Genomic DNA, 16,933 nt, shown 5'->3' on the forward strand with positions numbered 1-16,933 from the left:
TTTAGTACCCAGGATTCTGAGACATTTCCGGAGTTTGTACCAATTGGTTATTAGGAATTGGGAATAACTCGTGCTTGCCGGTTACAAAGGTTTTACCGTCTGCTGCCATTGCAGCTTCTGCTTGCCCGGTACGTATAAGATCAAACCAGCGGTCGTGCTCCATAGCTAATTCCAGACGACGTTCTGTCCAGATCGCTTGGCGTACGCTTCCCTGATCTGTAGAAGTTACAGCGGGTAACGAAACGCGTGTTCTTACTTGGTTAAGCGGTGCCAGAGCAGCACTAGATTGACCAAGTTCGTTTAACGCTTCAGCGCGAATAAGCAATACTTCCGCGTAGCGCAACACTCTGATGTTCTTATCTCCGTCGCCTTGACCTGCATTGATTGAAGAATACGCTTTCTCACTGTAACGTGGATTTTCAACACCAGCGTTAACCTCGCGACCGTCAAACAGAGTTTCTCCTGCAAAAATGATCGTTGCATCACGACGGATCTCATCACCAGCAGCATTAAATGCATCTTCTAAGTTTTGAGAAGGTGAGTTGAAACCCCATCCCCAACCGTTAGTACCACGGGCACCTTGAGTTTGAGAATACTGTTGTACGCCGTGCTGAGGAATTTCACCTCTTGCTTGAATTTCAAATAAAGATCCGGGACCGTTTTCACCGGTTTCTCTCCAGATATTGGCGTAATCAGGATCAAGACTATATTGGTTAGAAGTGATCACATTATTTGCCATATCTGCAGCATCTTGCCAACGCTCTTGGTATAAATAAACCTTAGCCAGTAAGCCTTGAGCAGCACCTTTAGTAGCACGACCAAGGTCTGTGCTAGAATAGTCACTCTTAAGAGGAAGCGCATCAATTGCATCTAATAAATCTTGCTCGATGTAAGCGTACACTTCGTCAACCGGAGCGCGCTCAACCAAGTCAATTTCCTGAATTGGGACAGCTCCAAATGAACGTACTAACCAGAAGTAGTTAAGCGCTCGTAAAAACTTAGCTTCCCCAATTACACGTGCGTTAGGCACCTCGGTCTGGCCTTCATAGTTTTGCGCGATCTCAATAGCCTGAGAAGCACGACCTACAGTTTTATACCACTGGGTCCACATTGCGGTCACTGATACAGAAGAAGAGGTAAAGTCTAGATTATCTAAAGCTCTTTTGTCTGTACCGGTATCAGTAGGCGAACTACCTTTATCTGAGTTATCAGAAATCATATCGGTGATGCCTAAATAAGAGAATGCATAAGAGAAATCAGTGTGCATCCCGTAAACGCTTGTCAAAAACTCAACAGGTAAATAGTCATCGCTATTTTCGGCGGTAGGATCAACGATATCTACGTCTTCAACAAAGTCATCACAACTGCTAAAGACAAGTCCGCTAAACAGACTTAATAAGAGTGTTTTATATATAAATTTCATAGTACTTTGTTTTTATAATTTGAAGTTTGCTCCTACAATAAATGAGCGGGTGTTAGGATAAGCAGAAAGCTCAATACCCGTTGTATTCGTTGGATCTCCATTTTGATTCAACTCTGGAGTGAATCCTGAGTATTTAGTGAACATAAATGGATTCTGAAGCGTTACATACAGGCGAGCACTATTGATAAAATTAGTGATCTCTGGCACTGTATATCCTACGGTGATGTTGTTGATTCTAAAGTAAGAACCATCTTCTAAGTAGTATGATGATGCTTCTACATCACGGTCTGCTCCAGGGTGTACATTGGTAGATCCCGGTCCTGTCCATCTGTTATTAAAAATCTCTTCTGAAATATTTTCACCACCAATTCTGGTGTTGTAAAGACCGTTATAAACTTTGTTTCCACCTACACCAAAACCAGAAACACTTAAGTCAAAATTTTTGTAATTGGCTCCAATGTTGATACCGTAATTGTAAGTTGGGATATAAGACCCGAAGTGCTTTTTATCGCGGTCATCAATGATTCCATCTTCGTTTTGATCTACATAGCGTAAATGTCCAGGTGCTGCACCGGCAATAGAAGTATTGTTATCAATCTCCTCTTGTGTTTGCCATACGCCATCTGCTTCATACATCCACCACGCAAAAATAGGCTCGCCTTCAGAAAGACGTTTGGTGATACGACCATTACCTAAACTACCACCAATAGCACCGTCATAAGCAGGCTTCACGTTCTGAACGCGGTTTTTGTTAGTAGAAAGGTTTACTCCAATATTATAGGTAAAGTCAGAACCTATCTGATCTCTCCAGTTCAGTAAGAATTCAAAACCAGAGTTTGAGATCTCTGCTGCTTCATCAAAATAGTTATTAGCATATTCTGAATTTAAAAGCGGACGTACATTTAAAATGGCATTGGTGTTCAGACGGTTGTAATAATCAATAGTACCCGAAAGTTTTCTATTGAATAATGCAAAGTCAAAACCTGCTTCAAATTCTTCAGTCACCTCCCAAGAAAGCGGTACTGCCGGAGTTCCTAATGCAGAACCTACGATTAAACTCTGTGTAGGACCAAAAACATAGTTGGTATTTCGGCTTCCGTCACCTCTGTTGATCGACTGTACGTTAAATGGAATCGCTTGGTTACCCAATTTACCCCAACCTGCAAAGAACTTTAAGTTGTCTAACACGCCGTTGTCTTCCATAAAGGCTTCGTTGGTCATTGTCCAACCTAAACTTACCGCAGGGAAATAACCGAAGAAATTGTTTTCACCGGTAGCAAAATCACTGGTTCCATCACGTCTTAATACCGCACGTACATAATACCGCTGATCGTAGTTATACTCTACACGACCAAAATAAGACTGTAGGTTAGTGCTCTGATAAGTATCTCCGGTTACATTGTCATTAAATAACTGACTTGTTCTTAAATTGAAGTTACGCAGGTTAGGATCAGCTTCCACATCGTAAGCCTGAGATTCAGTGAATTCTCCACCTTGATAGTTCTCGCGGCTGATACCTACGGTTGCGCTCAAGTTATGCTTGTCAAAAGTCTTGTCGTAGGTAAGGAAGCTTTCAATATTCCAACGATAAGATTCTGTACGTCTTATGGTGTATGAGTTGTTTGCATACTCTGTAGACACCACACCATCTTCATCAGGAACACGCTGTGCATCAAAAAATGCTTCGGTACGGTTAGGATCTGCATTTAACCACTGATCTCTGATGTCTGTAAATGATTTGCTGGTAGCATAGTATTTGGTCGCACCAAAACGGGTGGTCAACATTAAGTCATCTGTAATGTCTAATTCAGCAGCAATCTGCCCTTGCAGGCTAGTGGTGTTAATTTGCTGATCTTGGTAATAAACCTGAGAAACAGGGTTTCCGTGAGAATTTAAGCGACCAAGTGTTTCTCCAGGTTGCGTAGTAAATCCTACAACTCCTGTAGATTGGTTTACAAAAGATTGACCAAAACGTCCGTTGTCATAACGTACCGGTACTAACGGCGACTGGCGATATGCTGTACTAAAAGCTCCAAAAGGTTTTGGAGTTTCATTGGTATATGCCACGTTTAAGTTTTGTACAAAACGTAAACGGTCGTTAAATAAATGGTAGGTATTATTACTACGAATGGTACCACGATTATATTTCTGATCTTCAAGAATACCTTTCTCTTGATACAGGTTGTAGCTTAAGAAGTAGTCAATATTTTCACCTGCTCCTGATACCGAAAAGCTGTTGTTGTTGATGGTTCCGGTTTGTAGCAATTCGTCATACCAATCTGTATTGTAACGCTGATTTTGCTGAAGTAAGAAACCTCCGTTTGCAGCACTTTCTTCATTGAAGTACTGAATGTACTGGTCAGCATTAGCCATCTTAACCGGGTTCAATATGGTTTTAGCACCATAATACGATTCGAAGTTAAAGATGGTTTTTCCTTGTTTACCTCTTTTTGTGGTGATTAAAATAACCCCGTTTGCAGCGCGTATACCGTAAATGTTAGCATACGAAGCCCCTTTTAAGAAATCGATTGATTCAATGTCGTTAGGGTTGATACTTGTGATGTCTGACAAAGGCTGACCGTCTACAATATATAGTGGTGATCTACCACCTTCTGCAGTACCTAAACCACGCATTAAAACGGTAGGTGTAGAACCAGGTGCATCGTTTGCGATAATATTAACACCGGCAACTTTACCTTGCACTGAGGTCAATGCTGAAGTTGCAGGTTGCTTAGTAATCTCTTCACTATCAACAGAAACAATAGCTCCTGTAATATCAGATTTCTTTTGATTACCATAACCTACTACAACAACTTCGTCTAGTTCGCTAGACTCATCTTGCAACGCGATGTCATAAACATCGTCATTAGTAATAGAAAACGTTTGCGTTTGGAAGCCTAAATACGTGATGCGTACTTGATCTCCAACAGCAACTTCTAAGGAGTAGTTTCCGTCAAAATCGGTAACAGCATATTCGTTTTTGTCAACGACTTTAAGTTCTGCTCCCGGAAGAGGTACATCGCGAGTATCGCGTATTGTACCGGTAACTGTTTTTGTCTCCTGTGCGCTCACACTAAATGTGATCAGCGACAAAAGAAACAGAAGGGTTATTTTAAGTTTCATACACTAAAGTTTGAGTTTGTTTTATGTGAAATTTGGGTCAATATAGCAGAGTTATAAGTTAATATTGGTACATAATAAATACATCAACTTGTTAAAATGAATTAAATAATTGATAATTAATTATTTGTAAATTTAAATTTTGAGTTATAACGTTTTCGTAAAAGCGTTTGATGTAGTAATGAGAAAGTATAATTGCTTGAAATAAGCAATTGAAGTATGAGAATTTAATAATTTTTAATAAGATATTTTGATAAATTTTTACCGCTCTTCAAGTCCAATTTTTTACGTAAACGGTACCGATGAATTTCAACTCCGCGAACCGAAATTGCCATTAACGGAGCAATTTCTTTAGTGCTTAAATTCATTTTTAAATAGGCACATAATTTTAAATCCTTGGAGCTAAGCGTAGGGTGATTTTCTAATAATTGCTGGAAAAAATCATTATTGATTTCTTTAAACGTTGTCTCAAAAACCTTCCAGTTGTCTTTGGCGTCAATAATGTGATTGATCTTATTTTGAATAGAATTTACCTTCTTTTGATTGTCACCTTTATCCTTAACAGCTTCAAGATCATTTTTAATATCGATCAGACTGCTATTACGTTTGGCTGCTAAATATGTAGTGTTGGCCAATTCTTTACGTTTAGCGTTGATTTCTTCAAGAAGGTTATTGCGCTCAGCGAGTTGATTTTTACGCTCTTGTTCTTTTACCAGTCGCTCTTCTAGTTCTCTTCGGTGTTTATTCAGTTTTTGTTTATTGATGTAAGCCACCAAGAAGATCACACCAAACAACAAGAGCACATACACCACGATCATTAAATTAGACAAGTACCACGGTCTTTTGATCAAAAAGGTTACGTTTAACGGCTGATCCCCGCGTTGCCCGTTAAGTTCAGGCCAGATCTTTAAGGTGTAGCTTCCGGCCTGTAAATTTTGAAAATTCAGAGTTCCATTAGATTGACCTGATAATCCATTCGATAAGCTGTAAAAGAATTTGGGGTTGTGCAATTGAGGTGCTGCGATAGCTATTTCTATCTGTCCTGCTTCTTTAAACGGAATTTCAATACTTTGATCAAGGGCTAAAGCTTTATTGTTGGTTTTGATGCTATTCAGAAGTGGTGTACTAAGATTCTGGTTTGCGTTGTTTCGCTGAAGTTGAGCCAGATTGAGTCGGGCAAAACCTTCGTTTAAGGTGATGTAATAAATGCTATCGTTACGCTTTACGATTTTTTCATAATTCTTAATGATGCGAGATTCCAGTAGCGGTTCTTCGATAAAAATACTATCTGAACTAAAATTGGTATAAATAAGTCCGGCTCCGTTTCGGTTTTTAAACCAATAACTGTTGTCTTGATTGCTCAATAGGGCATAAGAAGTATAGGCTTTGAGATCTTCAAATTCCTCGAGAGTATCACTTATACTATTGTAGCGGTACCACGAACCGGCATTATAAAAAGCGATTTCACCTTCTAGCTTATGTATTTCGGTTTTGTAAGCTGCTAGGGCTTCATAGTCTATGTAAGACTCTTTGTTTTCAATACGTTGTTGTTGATTATTCAACTGTGCTCTGTAAAAACCTTTATAAGGATGCGCTGCCCAAAAGTAGTTTTGATCCTCAAAAATCACGTGTTCTACCGGCGCTCCACCACCTTCGGCTAGGGGTTGATTTAGGAGCGTACCTTCGGTCAACGTGTATTTACGCAACCCGTTATAAGTAGTATTAAAGTAGGATGACGGTTGTGGAATCGCGGTAAGGCCAAAACTTCCGGATATTCCTGAAACCAATTTTAGAGCATCGTTTTTCAGTTCAAACAAACCGAGATTGTGATTTACAAACAAACGCCCTTCAATCTTGGTTAAGCTCCATACCTGACCTTGAGAGCCGGGAATAAAGAAAATACCTTGTTCGGTTATTTTATGTACTCCGGTATTGCTGCCAACATATAAACTTCCGTCAAGCGAAGCAATATCATAAACAGCACCCAGCTGGCCTGTATTGTCCAGTAAATATTGAATCGCTGTGTTAGGAACCACCACGTCAATACCATTGTCAAGACCAATCCAAATCTTGGAGCGGTCTTTATGCAAAGAGAGTACGGTGTTGTTTTGCAAACCATTTTGTCTAAAATGATTTTTTAAGGCTCCGGTCTTTGGGTTGTAATAAAGAATACCGCCTTTAACCGTACCCAGAATGACAAGATCCTGATCTACCGGCTGAATTTTATTTAGTTCGTTGACTGCCAGAAATGCCTTTAACGCTTCGGAGCCCCAAGGTGAGAACACACCATTTTTTAAGCTATAAATACCTTGGCGTCGCGTGCCTGCTAAGAGCTGATTATCATAAGTGCTCAACTCAATGATAGAACTCGCGCTTATGCTATTCTCGGCATAAGACTGAAAACGGTCTTGATCAAATTCGAAAATTTCCCCATAATTAGAACCTAACAGCAGCTTATCATTATGCACCTGCATAGCGGTAATGATGGTTTGCGGTCTTTGCGTAGTAATGGTCTGGCCGTTGTAAACGTATAAATTACCAAAAGATCTAAATACGATTGCGCCTTGCCAAGCGGTGATTTGCCAGAATTCTTCATTGGCAAATGTGGTCGAGATGAGTTTAGAAAGCGATGTGTATTGCAGGCTGCCGTAGGCATCTTCGGTCCAATAGCCAAACTCTTCATAAGAGCCGGTGTAAATGCGGTCTTTGATGCAAAACACAGATCGAATCGCGGTCTTGTTAGGCAAGGTAAATACTTCCCAGCGTTCACCATCAAAGCGCAATAGGCCATCGTTATTTGCGGCATAAAGCGTTCCGTCACTATCGGTGCTTAATCCCCAGTTTTGGCTGGCAGCATTATAAGTAGTGCTGTTGTAGTTGGTAACCGGCGGAAGAAAATTTTGTGCAGAAGCGCAAAGGCTTAGAAGCAAACCAAGCGCTACAAATACAAATCTATAATGGAGTTTTAAAAACATTCTCAAAAATGAACAATTACGATATCGATTGAATTCTGAATGGTACTACGGAATTCCTATACGGTTTTGGCAAAATTATTAAAACCCCAAAACCTGTTACACTTTTTGGCGCTACTTTATAAGACTACAAACTAGCCGGCGGAACGCTACCCAGGCGTTGCGAGTTCAGAATAGCTAAAACAAGCAAGCCGAAGAGCGTTAGCATCAAATAAGGAAAAGCGACTCCTTGATCAATTAAAAAGCCTATAAGCAGTGGTGCCGCTGCGGTACTTAAAATCATAGACATCGAGAACAAGCTGTTCACGGCACCTAACTTTTGAGTTCCGTATACTTCGGCTAAAACTGCAGATTTTACCGTACCTGCTACTCCGGTAGTAATACCAGTCGCGATCAAAAATAGAAGCGCGCCGATAATACTGTCCATAAAAGCAAACGGCAAGAGGCCTAAAGCCTGCGGAATTAGAAAAAAGCGATAGAGTTTTTTTGCAGTGAATTTGTCAACCCATAACCCGCCAACGATCGACATCACAAAGCGTGTGATGGCATAACCGGTAAAAAATGCAGCGTATAGCGATACTGACCAGCCTTTTTCTTCCACAAACGTATATTGATATAAAAATACTGCGGTAGATGTAAAGCTCAGCATAAATGTAGAGGGCATCATAATAGCAAACCGGCGGTCTTTGATGATTCCGCCAAAGTCTTTTGCCAATATTTTTAAAGAAGGTTTTTGTGCGATGCTTTGTTCGGTATCAAAATAACTAAGATCTCTAAAGGAAAGCAGAAACAAGTATAAAATCAAAAAAGCGGCACTCGCCTGTGCTGCAACCTCAAACCCAAAAGTTACTATTAAAGTGGTGATGCAAATTGGGAAAATGGCCTCGCCCATCGGGAATCCCAAAGCTGCAATACTAAGCGCTTTTCCGCGATTTGCACCGTAAAATCGAGACATAACCGTCTGACTAATGTGACTGAGCATACCTTGCCCTGTTAGTCGCAAACCTATCATAGCGATGATTAAAAGTGCGATGTGATACGCAGAAAAACTCAGCAACAAACAACTTAGGATAAGACCGATAAAGTTGAGAAATACCACTTTTTTTACCGGTTTATGATCTATAGTATGTCCAACGGTTATGAGCACCACCGAAGCGATCACGGTACCCAGCGCGTAAATACTTCCAAAAGTTCCTTCTGAAATAGCAAAGGTTTTGATGAGTTCGGGAACATACAGTGAGATCAAAAAAGTTTGGCCAAAACTGGAGAGAAAGGTCAACACCCAACCAAAACTTACTGTCTTAAAATTAGTTCTCAGAAAATAAGCCAGGCTTTTCACAATGCTGCTTTTTTTGGTGTCGATAAAGGTTCTCTACCGCGATGGAATTTACATCTTGGTAATGACAAAATTAAAAAACGTGTACACGTTACGAGTCAAACTTGGGTTCAGCTTTTCATTTTTATATAATCTGAAATTTAAAGCGCGATCTTTCAAAGACTTTATAGCAATTGTATTTAAAATCAGGTTTTTTGAGAATTTAGTACGGCAAGGCATAACATTTGCACCCTTTTAAGAAAATTGAAAACGGTGCTTGCGAACTTTGTTCTTGTAAGCCTATGAGAAGCTACAATGCGCTTTTGGTTTACAGCCTTGAATTTTTCAGGCTTCTTTAAACTATAATACAATGAATTTTATATCCTATACTTCGGCATTATTAATCGCGCTACTCACTTTTGGAACCTTTGAATCGCCCAAACCCAAAAAGAAAAAAGGAAACACTCTAGAGATTGTAAAAACATGGGAGCTTCCTGATGCGTTAGAAGAAGTTTCGGGGATTGCCTGGGTAAGTGATGCTAAAATCGCCGCTGTTGAAGATGAAGATGGGTTGATCTACATCTATGATTTGGCAAAAAATAAGATTGATAAAACCATTGAGTTTGCAGACGATGGCGATTATGAGGGCATTGCTGTTACCGGTGAGGATGCTTATGTGATGCGCAGCGACGGCTTGCTGTTTGAAATTCAGAATTATGCAACGGCGCAGCCCGTGACCAAAACCTATCAATCTGCGATGTCACATAAAAACAACGTAGAGACGTTATCCTATGATGCAAAAAACCAGCGCTTGTTGACCGCTCCCAAAGATCTGGACCCTAACGATGAAGATATAAAGGGGATTTATGCTTTTGATCTCAAACAGCATTTAATGTTGCCTGATCTGGTAGCGAGAATAGATATGAAAGACAAGGCGTTTAAGAAATTTGAAAAGAATAAAGCCTACCGAACTTTCAGACCTTCAGATTTAGCGATTCATCCTAAAACCGGTGAAATTTATATGTTAGAAGGAGTCAACCCAAAACTCATTATTTTGGACAGGACGTATGCGATTAAAAAAGTGTACGAACTGGATAAAGACGATTTTGCGCAACCCGAAGGCATTACTTTTAGTCCTGATGGTACATTGTTTATTTCAAATGAGGCACACGGAGGCACAGCAAATATTCATCAAGTGGAGTTAGACTAATTGTATTTAGGTTTCATAAACCAAATACCGTCCAGGCTAAAATTGAGCGATAAAGAATGAATATTCTCGCGAATAAGTCCGTTTGCGATTTCTCCATTTCTTCCATAGGAATACATCAGGTTCAGCTTAGATCCGCTTCGGCTCACCGGCAATCCCAGACCTACGCTTACCGCATAACTTGAGACATCGCTACCGGCTATGTTCAGGTAGCCTGTGTCGTAATTAACACCGGCACGATATTCTACATTTTGCCAATAATATAAACCACCGGGACGCGGTGTAAAATTTAGTCCGGCTTTAAAACTGTCCTGATCTTTGTAGGTATTGAGCGAAGATTCTTGTTCGGTTTGCGACCATAATTTTCTGGTATAATCGGCATATACGGCATAGCTTTTACCAAATTTAAATTCAGTACCAAAACCCATTTCTAGCGGTAAATCAAAATCTTTAACCGAAGTTTCTTCGGTGATTGCATCATCATAATCTTGAGTGATGATGCTGTTTTGTGTCGCTTCTAAAGCAGTGGGTAATTTTACAGTTGATCCTATCGAAATACTTTCGGTTACATCATATTGCAAACCTGCTCCTAAACGGAAACCATTATACCTATTTTCACGCTGAATGTCTAGCGCATACCCTACGATGCTGTTGTACTCGGTTTGTTCTGTTTTTCCGAAGAAATAAGAGCCTGTCACCCCTAGGCGCAACCGGTCAAAAAAGTTGTACCCGTAATTGAGATCAAGACTATTAACCGAACCATTTGCAGTGACGTCTGAGGTATAAAATGAAGTGGAGCCTTCAATACTTCTAGAAATTCCGGTGATGTCGTAACCCACATTTGTATAAGGCGATAAAACCACACTTACAGCCGACTTCTTAGTCACCGGAAACGCCATCGCCAGATTAGAAAAAGTTGAATTGCTTTGTTTAGAACTCCCCGCGCCTTGACTCAAACTATACAGTTGTGTTTTATAGCCTATGTCAAAATAGAAGTGTTTTAAAGGCATTGCACCCAGTGAGGCGGGGTTGAGGTTGTTAAGCGAATTGTCTGATTTTAAAGCAATCCCGGCACCTCCCAACGCATTTGTTTTTCCGGTGGTAAAGGTATTAGGGATACCAATACCAAAAACGGAGTAAGGGGAATTAGAAAGCGCGTTGGTCTGTGCCAAAAGACTGCTTGTTGCCAATATCAAAAAAGCGATTGTAAAGCATTTATTCATCGTCATAAACCGCGTATATAAGTATGATTTGAAGTTTGAGATCGTCGTCTGCCGCGTGCTCTCCAAAGAATGCATAGCGGTTAACCGACTGGTTGTTTTCGGGATCAACTAGGGCTAAATACCAGTTGTCTCCATTAGAATCGGTGCGTTTTTCATCTAAGAAATAATGAATAGGAAGCGCGTAAGTACGTTGCGAAAATTCATCAGACTCTGCTGCAATGCTGGCGGTAGCCTCACTTCCTTCGTAATCATAAAGGGTTCCCAGCGCTACATTTTTTTGATCTATGATATAAGAGGACAAGGTTTCTTGTGCCGGTAACGAAGTGCTTTCGGTAGCGGTATTAAGAGAGATCACAAGGTTAGCACTCAACAAGGTGCCTTTACCTTCTATATAATCCAAACCGGCAAGGTTAGGAATATCTATACGTGTGGCCAGGCCTACGCCTCCTTGCACGTAACTCATCATATTGGTAGCACTAGAGGCAACCTCATCTTCCTGTTCTTCTAATGTTGAAAAATAGGTGTCATCACGCTCGCTACTGATGTTGTGAAAAGTATAACTACTGTTAAAGGTCATATCAAAAGACTCACTTTCGTCAACTTCAACTTCGTTAGGAAGCGAGTAATAAATGCGCAAAGTACTGGTAGGTAATATGCCTAGAATGGTCGTATTGTCGCTTCCCGGATCTAAAAGGAGTCCGCGATGATAGCGCAAAAATTCATCGGCATTGTTGATTTCATTCTCTTGAATTTCCGAGAACAAAAGTTGGCCATAGTCATCATCAAGCCGCAGATGTAGCGAATCTTCATCAATGGGGCGCGGTACAAACTGTACATCTCCTACCGTATTTTCATCATAATTAAAAGAAGTGGTATTATAAAAATAACCATCCTCTGTGGCTTTAATATCCTGAAGCACTTCGTGGATCTTTAAGCGCTGCACTTGAGTAGTGTCATTATAAAAATAATCATCATAATTAAGGATCAGCGCTATAGAATCAAAGACTGCATCACTATCTAAAGTATACGTGCTGTTAGACAATTGAGTGAAAATCTTACTGGTGGTTTTGCCAAAAATAGGATCGGTATACGCACCCAGTAGAAGGCGATCTGTAGAAGAAACCTGCACCGAATCAAATTTAAAAGTGCTGCTGCTTACCGTCATCGTGTCTATATAAAGTACACGTGTATCGCTTTCTACCCAATCTTCCCCTACAGGAAAGCTCGAGTCGTCTTGCGCACAAGAGGTCAATAACAAGAGCAAGACGCCCAGCGGGCAAAGCATCTGTATGCATTTAGTAAACATAGGCTGTTGAATTTTGGGCAAACCTAGCAGGCAGGTTTGGGCTGCTCAAATACAATAGACCAATCGGTAAAAAGCTACCCTCAACGCCAAGTTTTACCCTACAAACAAGGAAGCGCGAGGTTAATCGGTAAAATACCGGGGTGGGTAGAGGCATTTGCTGGGCTCATCTACTATTTTTTTTAGACTGAAATTCCGCCGGTAGTTTTGGTCAAAATTAGAATTCAAAAATGCACAGGTATTTCATTATGATCTTTTTGATTGCACATACGATAGGCTACAGTCAGGACAGCGTATTCCAAGCTGAACTTGATTATGCGCTTATACCGGCGAGCAATCAGCGCGTTTCAGCACAACAGGTTGAGGCCGCTCTGAAGGTGCCCTTAGATTTTGGTACTGTGCAATTGCAACCCACAATAGGCTTGCGCAATTATGATTTTGAATTCTGGGAGAGCATGACTTTTAATACACACCCGGTAGATAATGTAAACAATTTTTTTGCGGGTGTTGATGCAACCCATTCACTTGATGATCAATGGCAACTTGATGCCTGGGGAGAAGCGTCTTGGGCTTCGGGGATCAACGCTAATGAAACCGTATTAACAGGAGCAGCAGCGCTTCAATATACTTTTAAAACGTTTCCGGTACATTTGAGGCTGGGTGTACAATATGATACCCCTCTGGGAGATCGAGAACTCTTACCCTTGGTAGAATTAGCCGTCTCTACCCATCAGTTTTATTTACAATTAGGTTTCCCGGAGAGTCGTATCAGCTATGCTTTAAGCGAAAGCAGCACCTTGAGTACGCATTTTGATTTTGAGGGTGATTATTTCTATGTGCCGCAAACTGTTGATTTTGCTACGCAAACAGCAAATCAAGTAGGGATCGCCCGTCAAAAACTAGCGCTTGATTATGCATATACCATAGACGCTATGTGGTCTTTTTCTTTAAGCGCCGGGTATTTATTCCAAAACGAGTTGAAGTTTTACGATAGTGCCCAGCACGCAGTAAACACCTTAAATATGGGCGCCGGGCCTGTTTTTTCTACCGGAATTAAATTCAATTTTTCAAAACAATAAACATGAAACGCATGACTAACAATCGAATAGTATTAACGCTTACCGCACTTTGTGCTCTGGCTCTGGGAAGCTGTAGCAGTGATGATTCTGGAGATCGCGGAAACTGGAAACAACGCTCTGTTTTTGACGGTGTTCCCCGCAGTAATGTGGCTGCATTTACCATAGGAAGCTACGGTTATATGGGTACTGGTTACGATGGAGACGATTACCTAACCGATTTTTGGCAATATGATATTGAAAATGATTATTGGGTACAAAAAGCAGATTTTCCGGGTGCGGCGCGTAGTAGTGCAAAGGGTTTTGAACTAGACGGTTTAGGCTATGTAGGCACAGGATATGATGGTGATTTTGAACTCGCTGATTTCTGGGAGTACAATCCTGACAGTAATGTTTGGACGCAGAAAGCCGATTTTGGCGGGGGAGTACGCCGTGCCGCAACCGCGTTTAGTGGTTCTGGATATGGATATTTAGGTACAGGCTATGACGGAGATAACGATAAAAAGGATTTCTGGAAATATGATCCAGCAACAGACAGCTGGGAAGAGTTAGTAGGTTTTGGTGGCGATAAACGCCGCGATGCAACCGCTTTTGAACTTAACGGTTTGATCTACTTTGGAACGGGCGTAAGCAACGGACTTTATTTAACTGATTTCTGGAGTTTTGATACTTCAGCAGATACCTGGACGCGCCTTACCGACCTGGATGAAGAGGATGATTATGCCATCACCAGATCTAATGCAGTGAGCTTTAGCATAGATGGTTTAGGCTACGTAGTGGCCGGTTACAGCGGTGGTGCTATTGCCAGTACTTGGGAGTATGACCCGCTAAGTGATGAATGGGAAAATATTACTGCGCTTGAAGCCACCGCGAGACAAGATGCGGTAAGCTTTACTACCGGAACGCGTGGCTTTGTGGCTCTGGGAAGATCAGGTAGTTTGTACCTCGATGATGCCTATGAGTTGTTTCCGCAGGAAGAATACGATGATGAAGATTAATAATTGAGTTTTTTTGTTTCCCCGGGGTGTTTTTTATAATGTACAGAGAAGTTTTAGCACCCCGGGTTTTTTATATACACTATTAAGATGCGTTTACGAGCAGGATTACTTTATACCGGGATAACCTTATGCATTGTGCTTATAGCAGGTGTGTTGTGGTTTATTAATGAAGAGCAAACCGTGTACACGCACGTTTTTGAGACCGAAAGTGGCTTTGGTTATGCCATCATAGATCACGGTCAGATTCTCATACGACAAGAGCATATTCCTGCAATTGCTAAAGAACAAGGCTTTTGCTCAGCAACCGATGCAGAACGAGTAGGAGATTTGGTACTTCAAAAGATCAACCGGAAGCTGAATCCGGCAATCACCCGGCAAGAACTTCAAGAGTTGGGTGTACTTATAGATTGCAACCAATAGCTTAGACGATAGCCGAGATTGAATGCTCGGATATCTGATGATTAACAATTGCTTGTAACAGGCTTGATTTTAGCTCGTAGTTACTCTTGAAAACCCACAGAATTTAATCAAGCAGCGCTTATGTCTAGAAAAGTACTACTTCACGCAGGAGTCTGGCTTATATTTTTAAGTCTGCTCACCGTTGAGATTTATTGGAACGCAGAGCGCTTTCCTATGTTTGCAGCTTCGGCATTAGTACTTAATATGCTGTTGTTTTATTTGAACTATTCGGTATTAGTGCCTCGGTTTTTATTGCGAAAAAAAACCAAAACTTATATCCTTAGTATCGTTTTAGCACTGGCGATAATGCTGTGTTTCCGCGAGTTTGTAATTGTAGATCAGCCGCCGGAAGGAATGCGTAAACCTTTAAGACCTCTAGGTCCCGAACCGCCATTTTTCAATATTTTAAAATTCCTTTTTCCTTTTTTTATTTCCTTGAGTTTTGTGGTGATCGGCACTGCAGTAAAAGTCTATGAAGAGTGGAGCCGAAGTTTGGTTGAAGAAAAAGAGATCGAAGCTTTTAAAACCCGTACCGAACTGCACTACCTCAAAAATCAATTGAGTCCGCATTTTTTATTCAATTCCTTAAACAGTATTTATTCGCTGATCAATGCAAAATCTGAAGAAGCTTCAGAAGCGGTGATTATGCTTTCTGAACTTATGCGCTATATGTTGTATCAAGCAGATAGTGAATTTGTAGCATTAGCTGACGAGCTGGCCTATACTCAAAATTATGTGCGGCTGCAGCGCTTGCGTATCGCGAATAATGAGAATGTCACCCTCAATATTCACGGGGCGGTAACCCACCAGAAAATCAGACCACTGCTGCTGATTTCTTTTATAGAAAATGCCTTTAAATACGGCACCGATTATAAAGGAAATACCGAAGTACGCATTGTGATCACTGTTAAAGACCAAACCCTAGAATTTGAATGCCGAAACCTCATTGGCGCTAGAAAACGCGACCAACATAACTCTGGAATTGGACTGAAAAATACCACAGACCGACTCGAATTGCTTTACGCAGAGAAACACCACCTGAAGGTGTATGAAGAAGACTCAAAATTTGTGGTACATTTGAAACTAAATTTAGATTAATGCGTTGCATACTGGTAGATGATGAGCCTTTAGCATTAGATGTGCTTTCTTCGTACTTAGAAAAAGTAGAAGGGGTGCAACTGGTTGCGCGATGTACTAATCCGCTTGAGGCGATACGCATTTTGAGCGAAGAGGCGATAGACCTCGTATTTCTAGATATCGAGATGCCTAATCTTTCGGGCATTGACTTGGTGAAATCCCTAGACCGTTTACCACAGTTTATTTTTACTACGGCTTATCCGCAATATGCTCTGGAAGGCTTCGATCTAAATGCCACAGATTATTTAGTGAAACCAGTGCCGTTTCCGCGATTTCTTAAGGCGATCGCCCGTGCAAAAGAAAAGCACGAAGCCGGGCAAAAACCTACAGAAATTAAGGCAAATGCTACGCTTGCGGTTCCGCAGGAAAATCTACCCGATTTTATTTTTGTAAAATCTGAATATGAGAATATCAAGATCAATACGGCAGATATTAAATACCTACAAGGCTTAAAAGATTATATAAAAATCTATACCAATCAGGGTGATAAGGCCATTCTTACGCTCAGTAGTTTTAAAGAGCTTTTAGACAAATTGCCCGGAAGTCATTTTCTACGTGTACATCGCAGTTATGTGGTGAATATAAACGCCATAAGAGCGGTGCAGAAAAGCAAGATTTTAATAGGAGATATTCGCATTCCCATCGGGGAAACCTATAAAGAAGAGGTATTAAAACAGCTTAATATTTCTTAAGCGATCTT

The 16,933-nt window shown here is 40.8% G+C and carries 12 protein-coding genes; 6 read left to right on the forward strand and 6 right to left on the reverse strand.

Annotation, left to right across the window (positions count from 1 at the left end; all coding sequences use genetic code 11):
* Position 1: 1 nt before the first annotated feature.
* The 4 genes from LDL79_RS08610 to LDL79_RS08625 all read right to left on the reverse strand — a co-directional run bounded on the left by LDL79_RS08610 (position 2) and on the right by LDL79_RS08625 (position 8,854).
* On the reverse strand, positions 2-1,423 hold the full coding sequence (locus tag LDL79_RS08610) for a RagB/SusD family nutrient uptake outer membrane protein (protein WP_225597387.1): 1,422 nt from the start codon (positions 1,421-1,423) through the stop codon (positions 2-4).
* 12 nt (positions 1,424-1,435) lie between these two features.
* The gene (locus LDL79_RS08615; protein WP_072981363.1) at positions 1,436-4,546 is read right to left on the reverse strand and encodes a SusC/RagA family TonB-linked outer membrane protein; all 3,111 of its coding nucleotides are present in this window, start codon (positions 4,544-4,546) and stop codon (positions 1,436-1,438) included.
* A gap of 224 nt (positions 4,547-4,770) precedes the next feature.
* Positions 4,771-7,518, reverse strand: coding sequence for a helix-turn-helix and ligand-binding sensor domain-containing protein (locus tag LDL79_RS08620; protein ID WP_225597388.1), 2,748 nt, complete (start codon positions 7,516-7,518; stop codon positions 4,771-4,773).
* A gap of 124 nt (positions 7,519-7,642) precedes the next feature.
* The gene (locus LDL79_RS08625; RefSeq protein WP_225597389.1) at positions 7,643-8,854 is read right to left on the reverse strand and encodes an MFS transporter; all 1,212 of its coding nucleotides are present in this window, start codon (positions 8,852-8,854) and stop codon (positions 7,643-7,645) included.
* Positions 8,855-9,200: 346 nt separating this feature from the next.
* Between LDL79_RS08625 and LDL79_RS08630 the strand changes: the two genes are divergently transcribed.
* Positions 9,201-10,040, forward strand: a complete 840-nt coding sequence (locus tag LDL79_RS08630) for an SdiA-regulated domain-containing protein (RefSeq protein ID WP_225597390.1) — start codon at positions 9,201-9,203, stop codon at positions 10,038-10,040.
* Here the strand turns inward: LDL79_RS08630 and LDL79_RS08635 are convergent.
* Positions 10,037-11,209 carry a BamG family beta-barrel-assembly machinery protein gene (locus LDL79_RS08635; RefSeq protein ID WP_225597391.1) on the reverse strand — a complete coding sequence of 391 codons (1,173 nt, stop codon included), beginning with the start codon at positions 11,207-11,209 and terminating at the stop codon, positions 10,037-10,039. The genes LDL79_RS08630 and LDL79_RS08635 overlap by 4 nt on opposite strands.
* A gap of 43 nt (positions 11,210-11,252) precedes the next feature.
* Positions 11,253-12,545, reverse strand: coding sequence for a DUF4270 family protein (locus LDL79_RS08640; RefSeq protein ID WP_225597392.1), 1,293 nt, complete (start codon positions 12,543-12,545; stop codon positions 11,253-11,255).
* 248 nt (positions 12,546-12,793) lie between these two features.
* Here LDL79_RS08640 and LDL79_RS08645 point away from each other — a divergent pair, with 248 nt between their 5' ends.
* From LDL79_RS08645 to LDL79_RS08665, 5 genes are all read left to right on the forward strand, one after another.
* A complete protein-coding gene (locus LDL79_RS08645) occupies positions 12,794-13,642 on the forward strand; it encodes a hypothetical protein (RefSeq protein ID WP_225597393.1) in 849 nt (282 codons plus the stop codon).
* Positions 13,643-13,644: 2 nt separating this feature from the next.
* On the forward strand, positions 13,645-14,637 hold the full coding sequence (locus LDL79_RS08650) for a Kelch repeat-containing protein (RefSeq protein ID WP_225597394.1): 993 nt from the start codon (positions 13,645-13,647) through the stop codon (positions 14,635-14,637).
* Positions 14,638-14,724: 87 nt separating this feature from the next.
* Complete coding sequence (locus LDL79_RS08655; RefSeq protein ID WP_225597395.1) at positions 14,725-15,057, forward strand: DUF4907 domain-containing protein; 333 nt, start codon at positions 14,725-14,727, stop codon at positions 15,055-15,057.
* Positions 15,058-15,177: 120 nt separating this feature from the next.
* Complete coding sequence (locus tag LDL79_RS08660) at positions 15,178-16,194, forward strand: sensor histidine kinase (protein ID WP_225597396.1); 1,017 nt, start codon at positions 15,178-15,180, stop codon at positions 16,192-16,194.
* On the forward strand, positions 16,194-16,925 hold the full coding sequence (locus LDL79_RS08665) for a LytR/AlgR family response regulator transcription factor (RefSeq protein ID WP_225597397.1): 732 nt from the start codon (positions 16,194-16,196) through the stop codon (positions 16,923-16,925). Before LDL79_RS08660 ends, LDL79_RS08665 begins: the two co-directional genes overlap by 1 nt.
* Positions 16,926-16,933 lie beyond the last annotated feature (8 nt).

It is taken from the genome of Leeuwenhoekiella palythoae, from assembly GCF_020310025.1.
Taxonomy (GTDB): Bacteria; Bacteroidota; Bacteroidia; order Flavobacteriales; family Flavobacteriaceae; genus Leeuwenhoekiella; species Leeuwenhoekiella palythoae.

Coding starts and splice junctions, on each gene's coding strand:
- LDL79_RS08610 (WP_225597387.1), bottom strand. CDS start 1,423: ATGAAATTTATATATAAAACACTCTTATTAAGTCTGTTTAGCGGACTT.
- LDL79_RS08615 (WP_072981363.1), bottom strand. CDS start 4,546: ATGAAACTTAAAATAACCCTTCTGTTTCTTTTGTCGCTGATCACATTT.
- LDL79_RS08620 (WP_225597388.1), bottom strand. CDS start 7,518: ATGTTTTTAAAACTCCATTATAGATTTGTATTTGTAGCGCTTGGTTTG.
- LDL79_RS08630 (WP_225597390.1), top strand. CDS start 9,201: ATGAATTTTATATCCTATACTTCGGCATTATTAATCGCGCTACTCACT.
- LDL79_RS08640 (WP_225597392.1), bottom strand. CDS start 12,545: ATGCTTTGCCCGCTGGGCGTCTTGCTCTTGTTATTGACCTCTTGTGCG.
- LDL79_RS08645 (WP_225597393.1), top strand. CDS start 12,794: ATGCACAGGTATTTCATTATGATCTTTTTGATTGCACATACGATAGGC.
- LDL79_RS08650 (WP_225597394.1), top strand. CDS start 13,645: ATGAAACGCATGACTAACAATCGAATAGTATTAACGCTTACCGCACTT.
- LDL79_RS08655 (WP_225597395.1), top strand. CDS start 14,725: ATGCGTTTACGAGCAGGATTACTTTATACCGGGATAACCTTATGCATT.
- LDL79_RS08660 (WP_225597396.1), top strand. CDS start 15,178: ATGTCTAGAAAAGTACTACTTCACGCAGGAGTCTGGCTTATATTTTTA.
- LDL79_RS08665 (WP_225597397.1), top strand. CDS start 16,194: ATGCGTTGCATACTGGTAGATGATGAGCCTTTAGCATTAGATGTGCTT.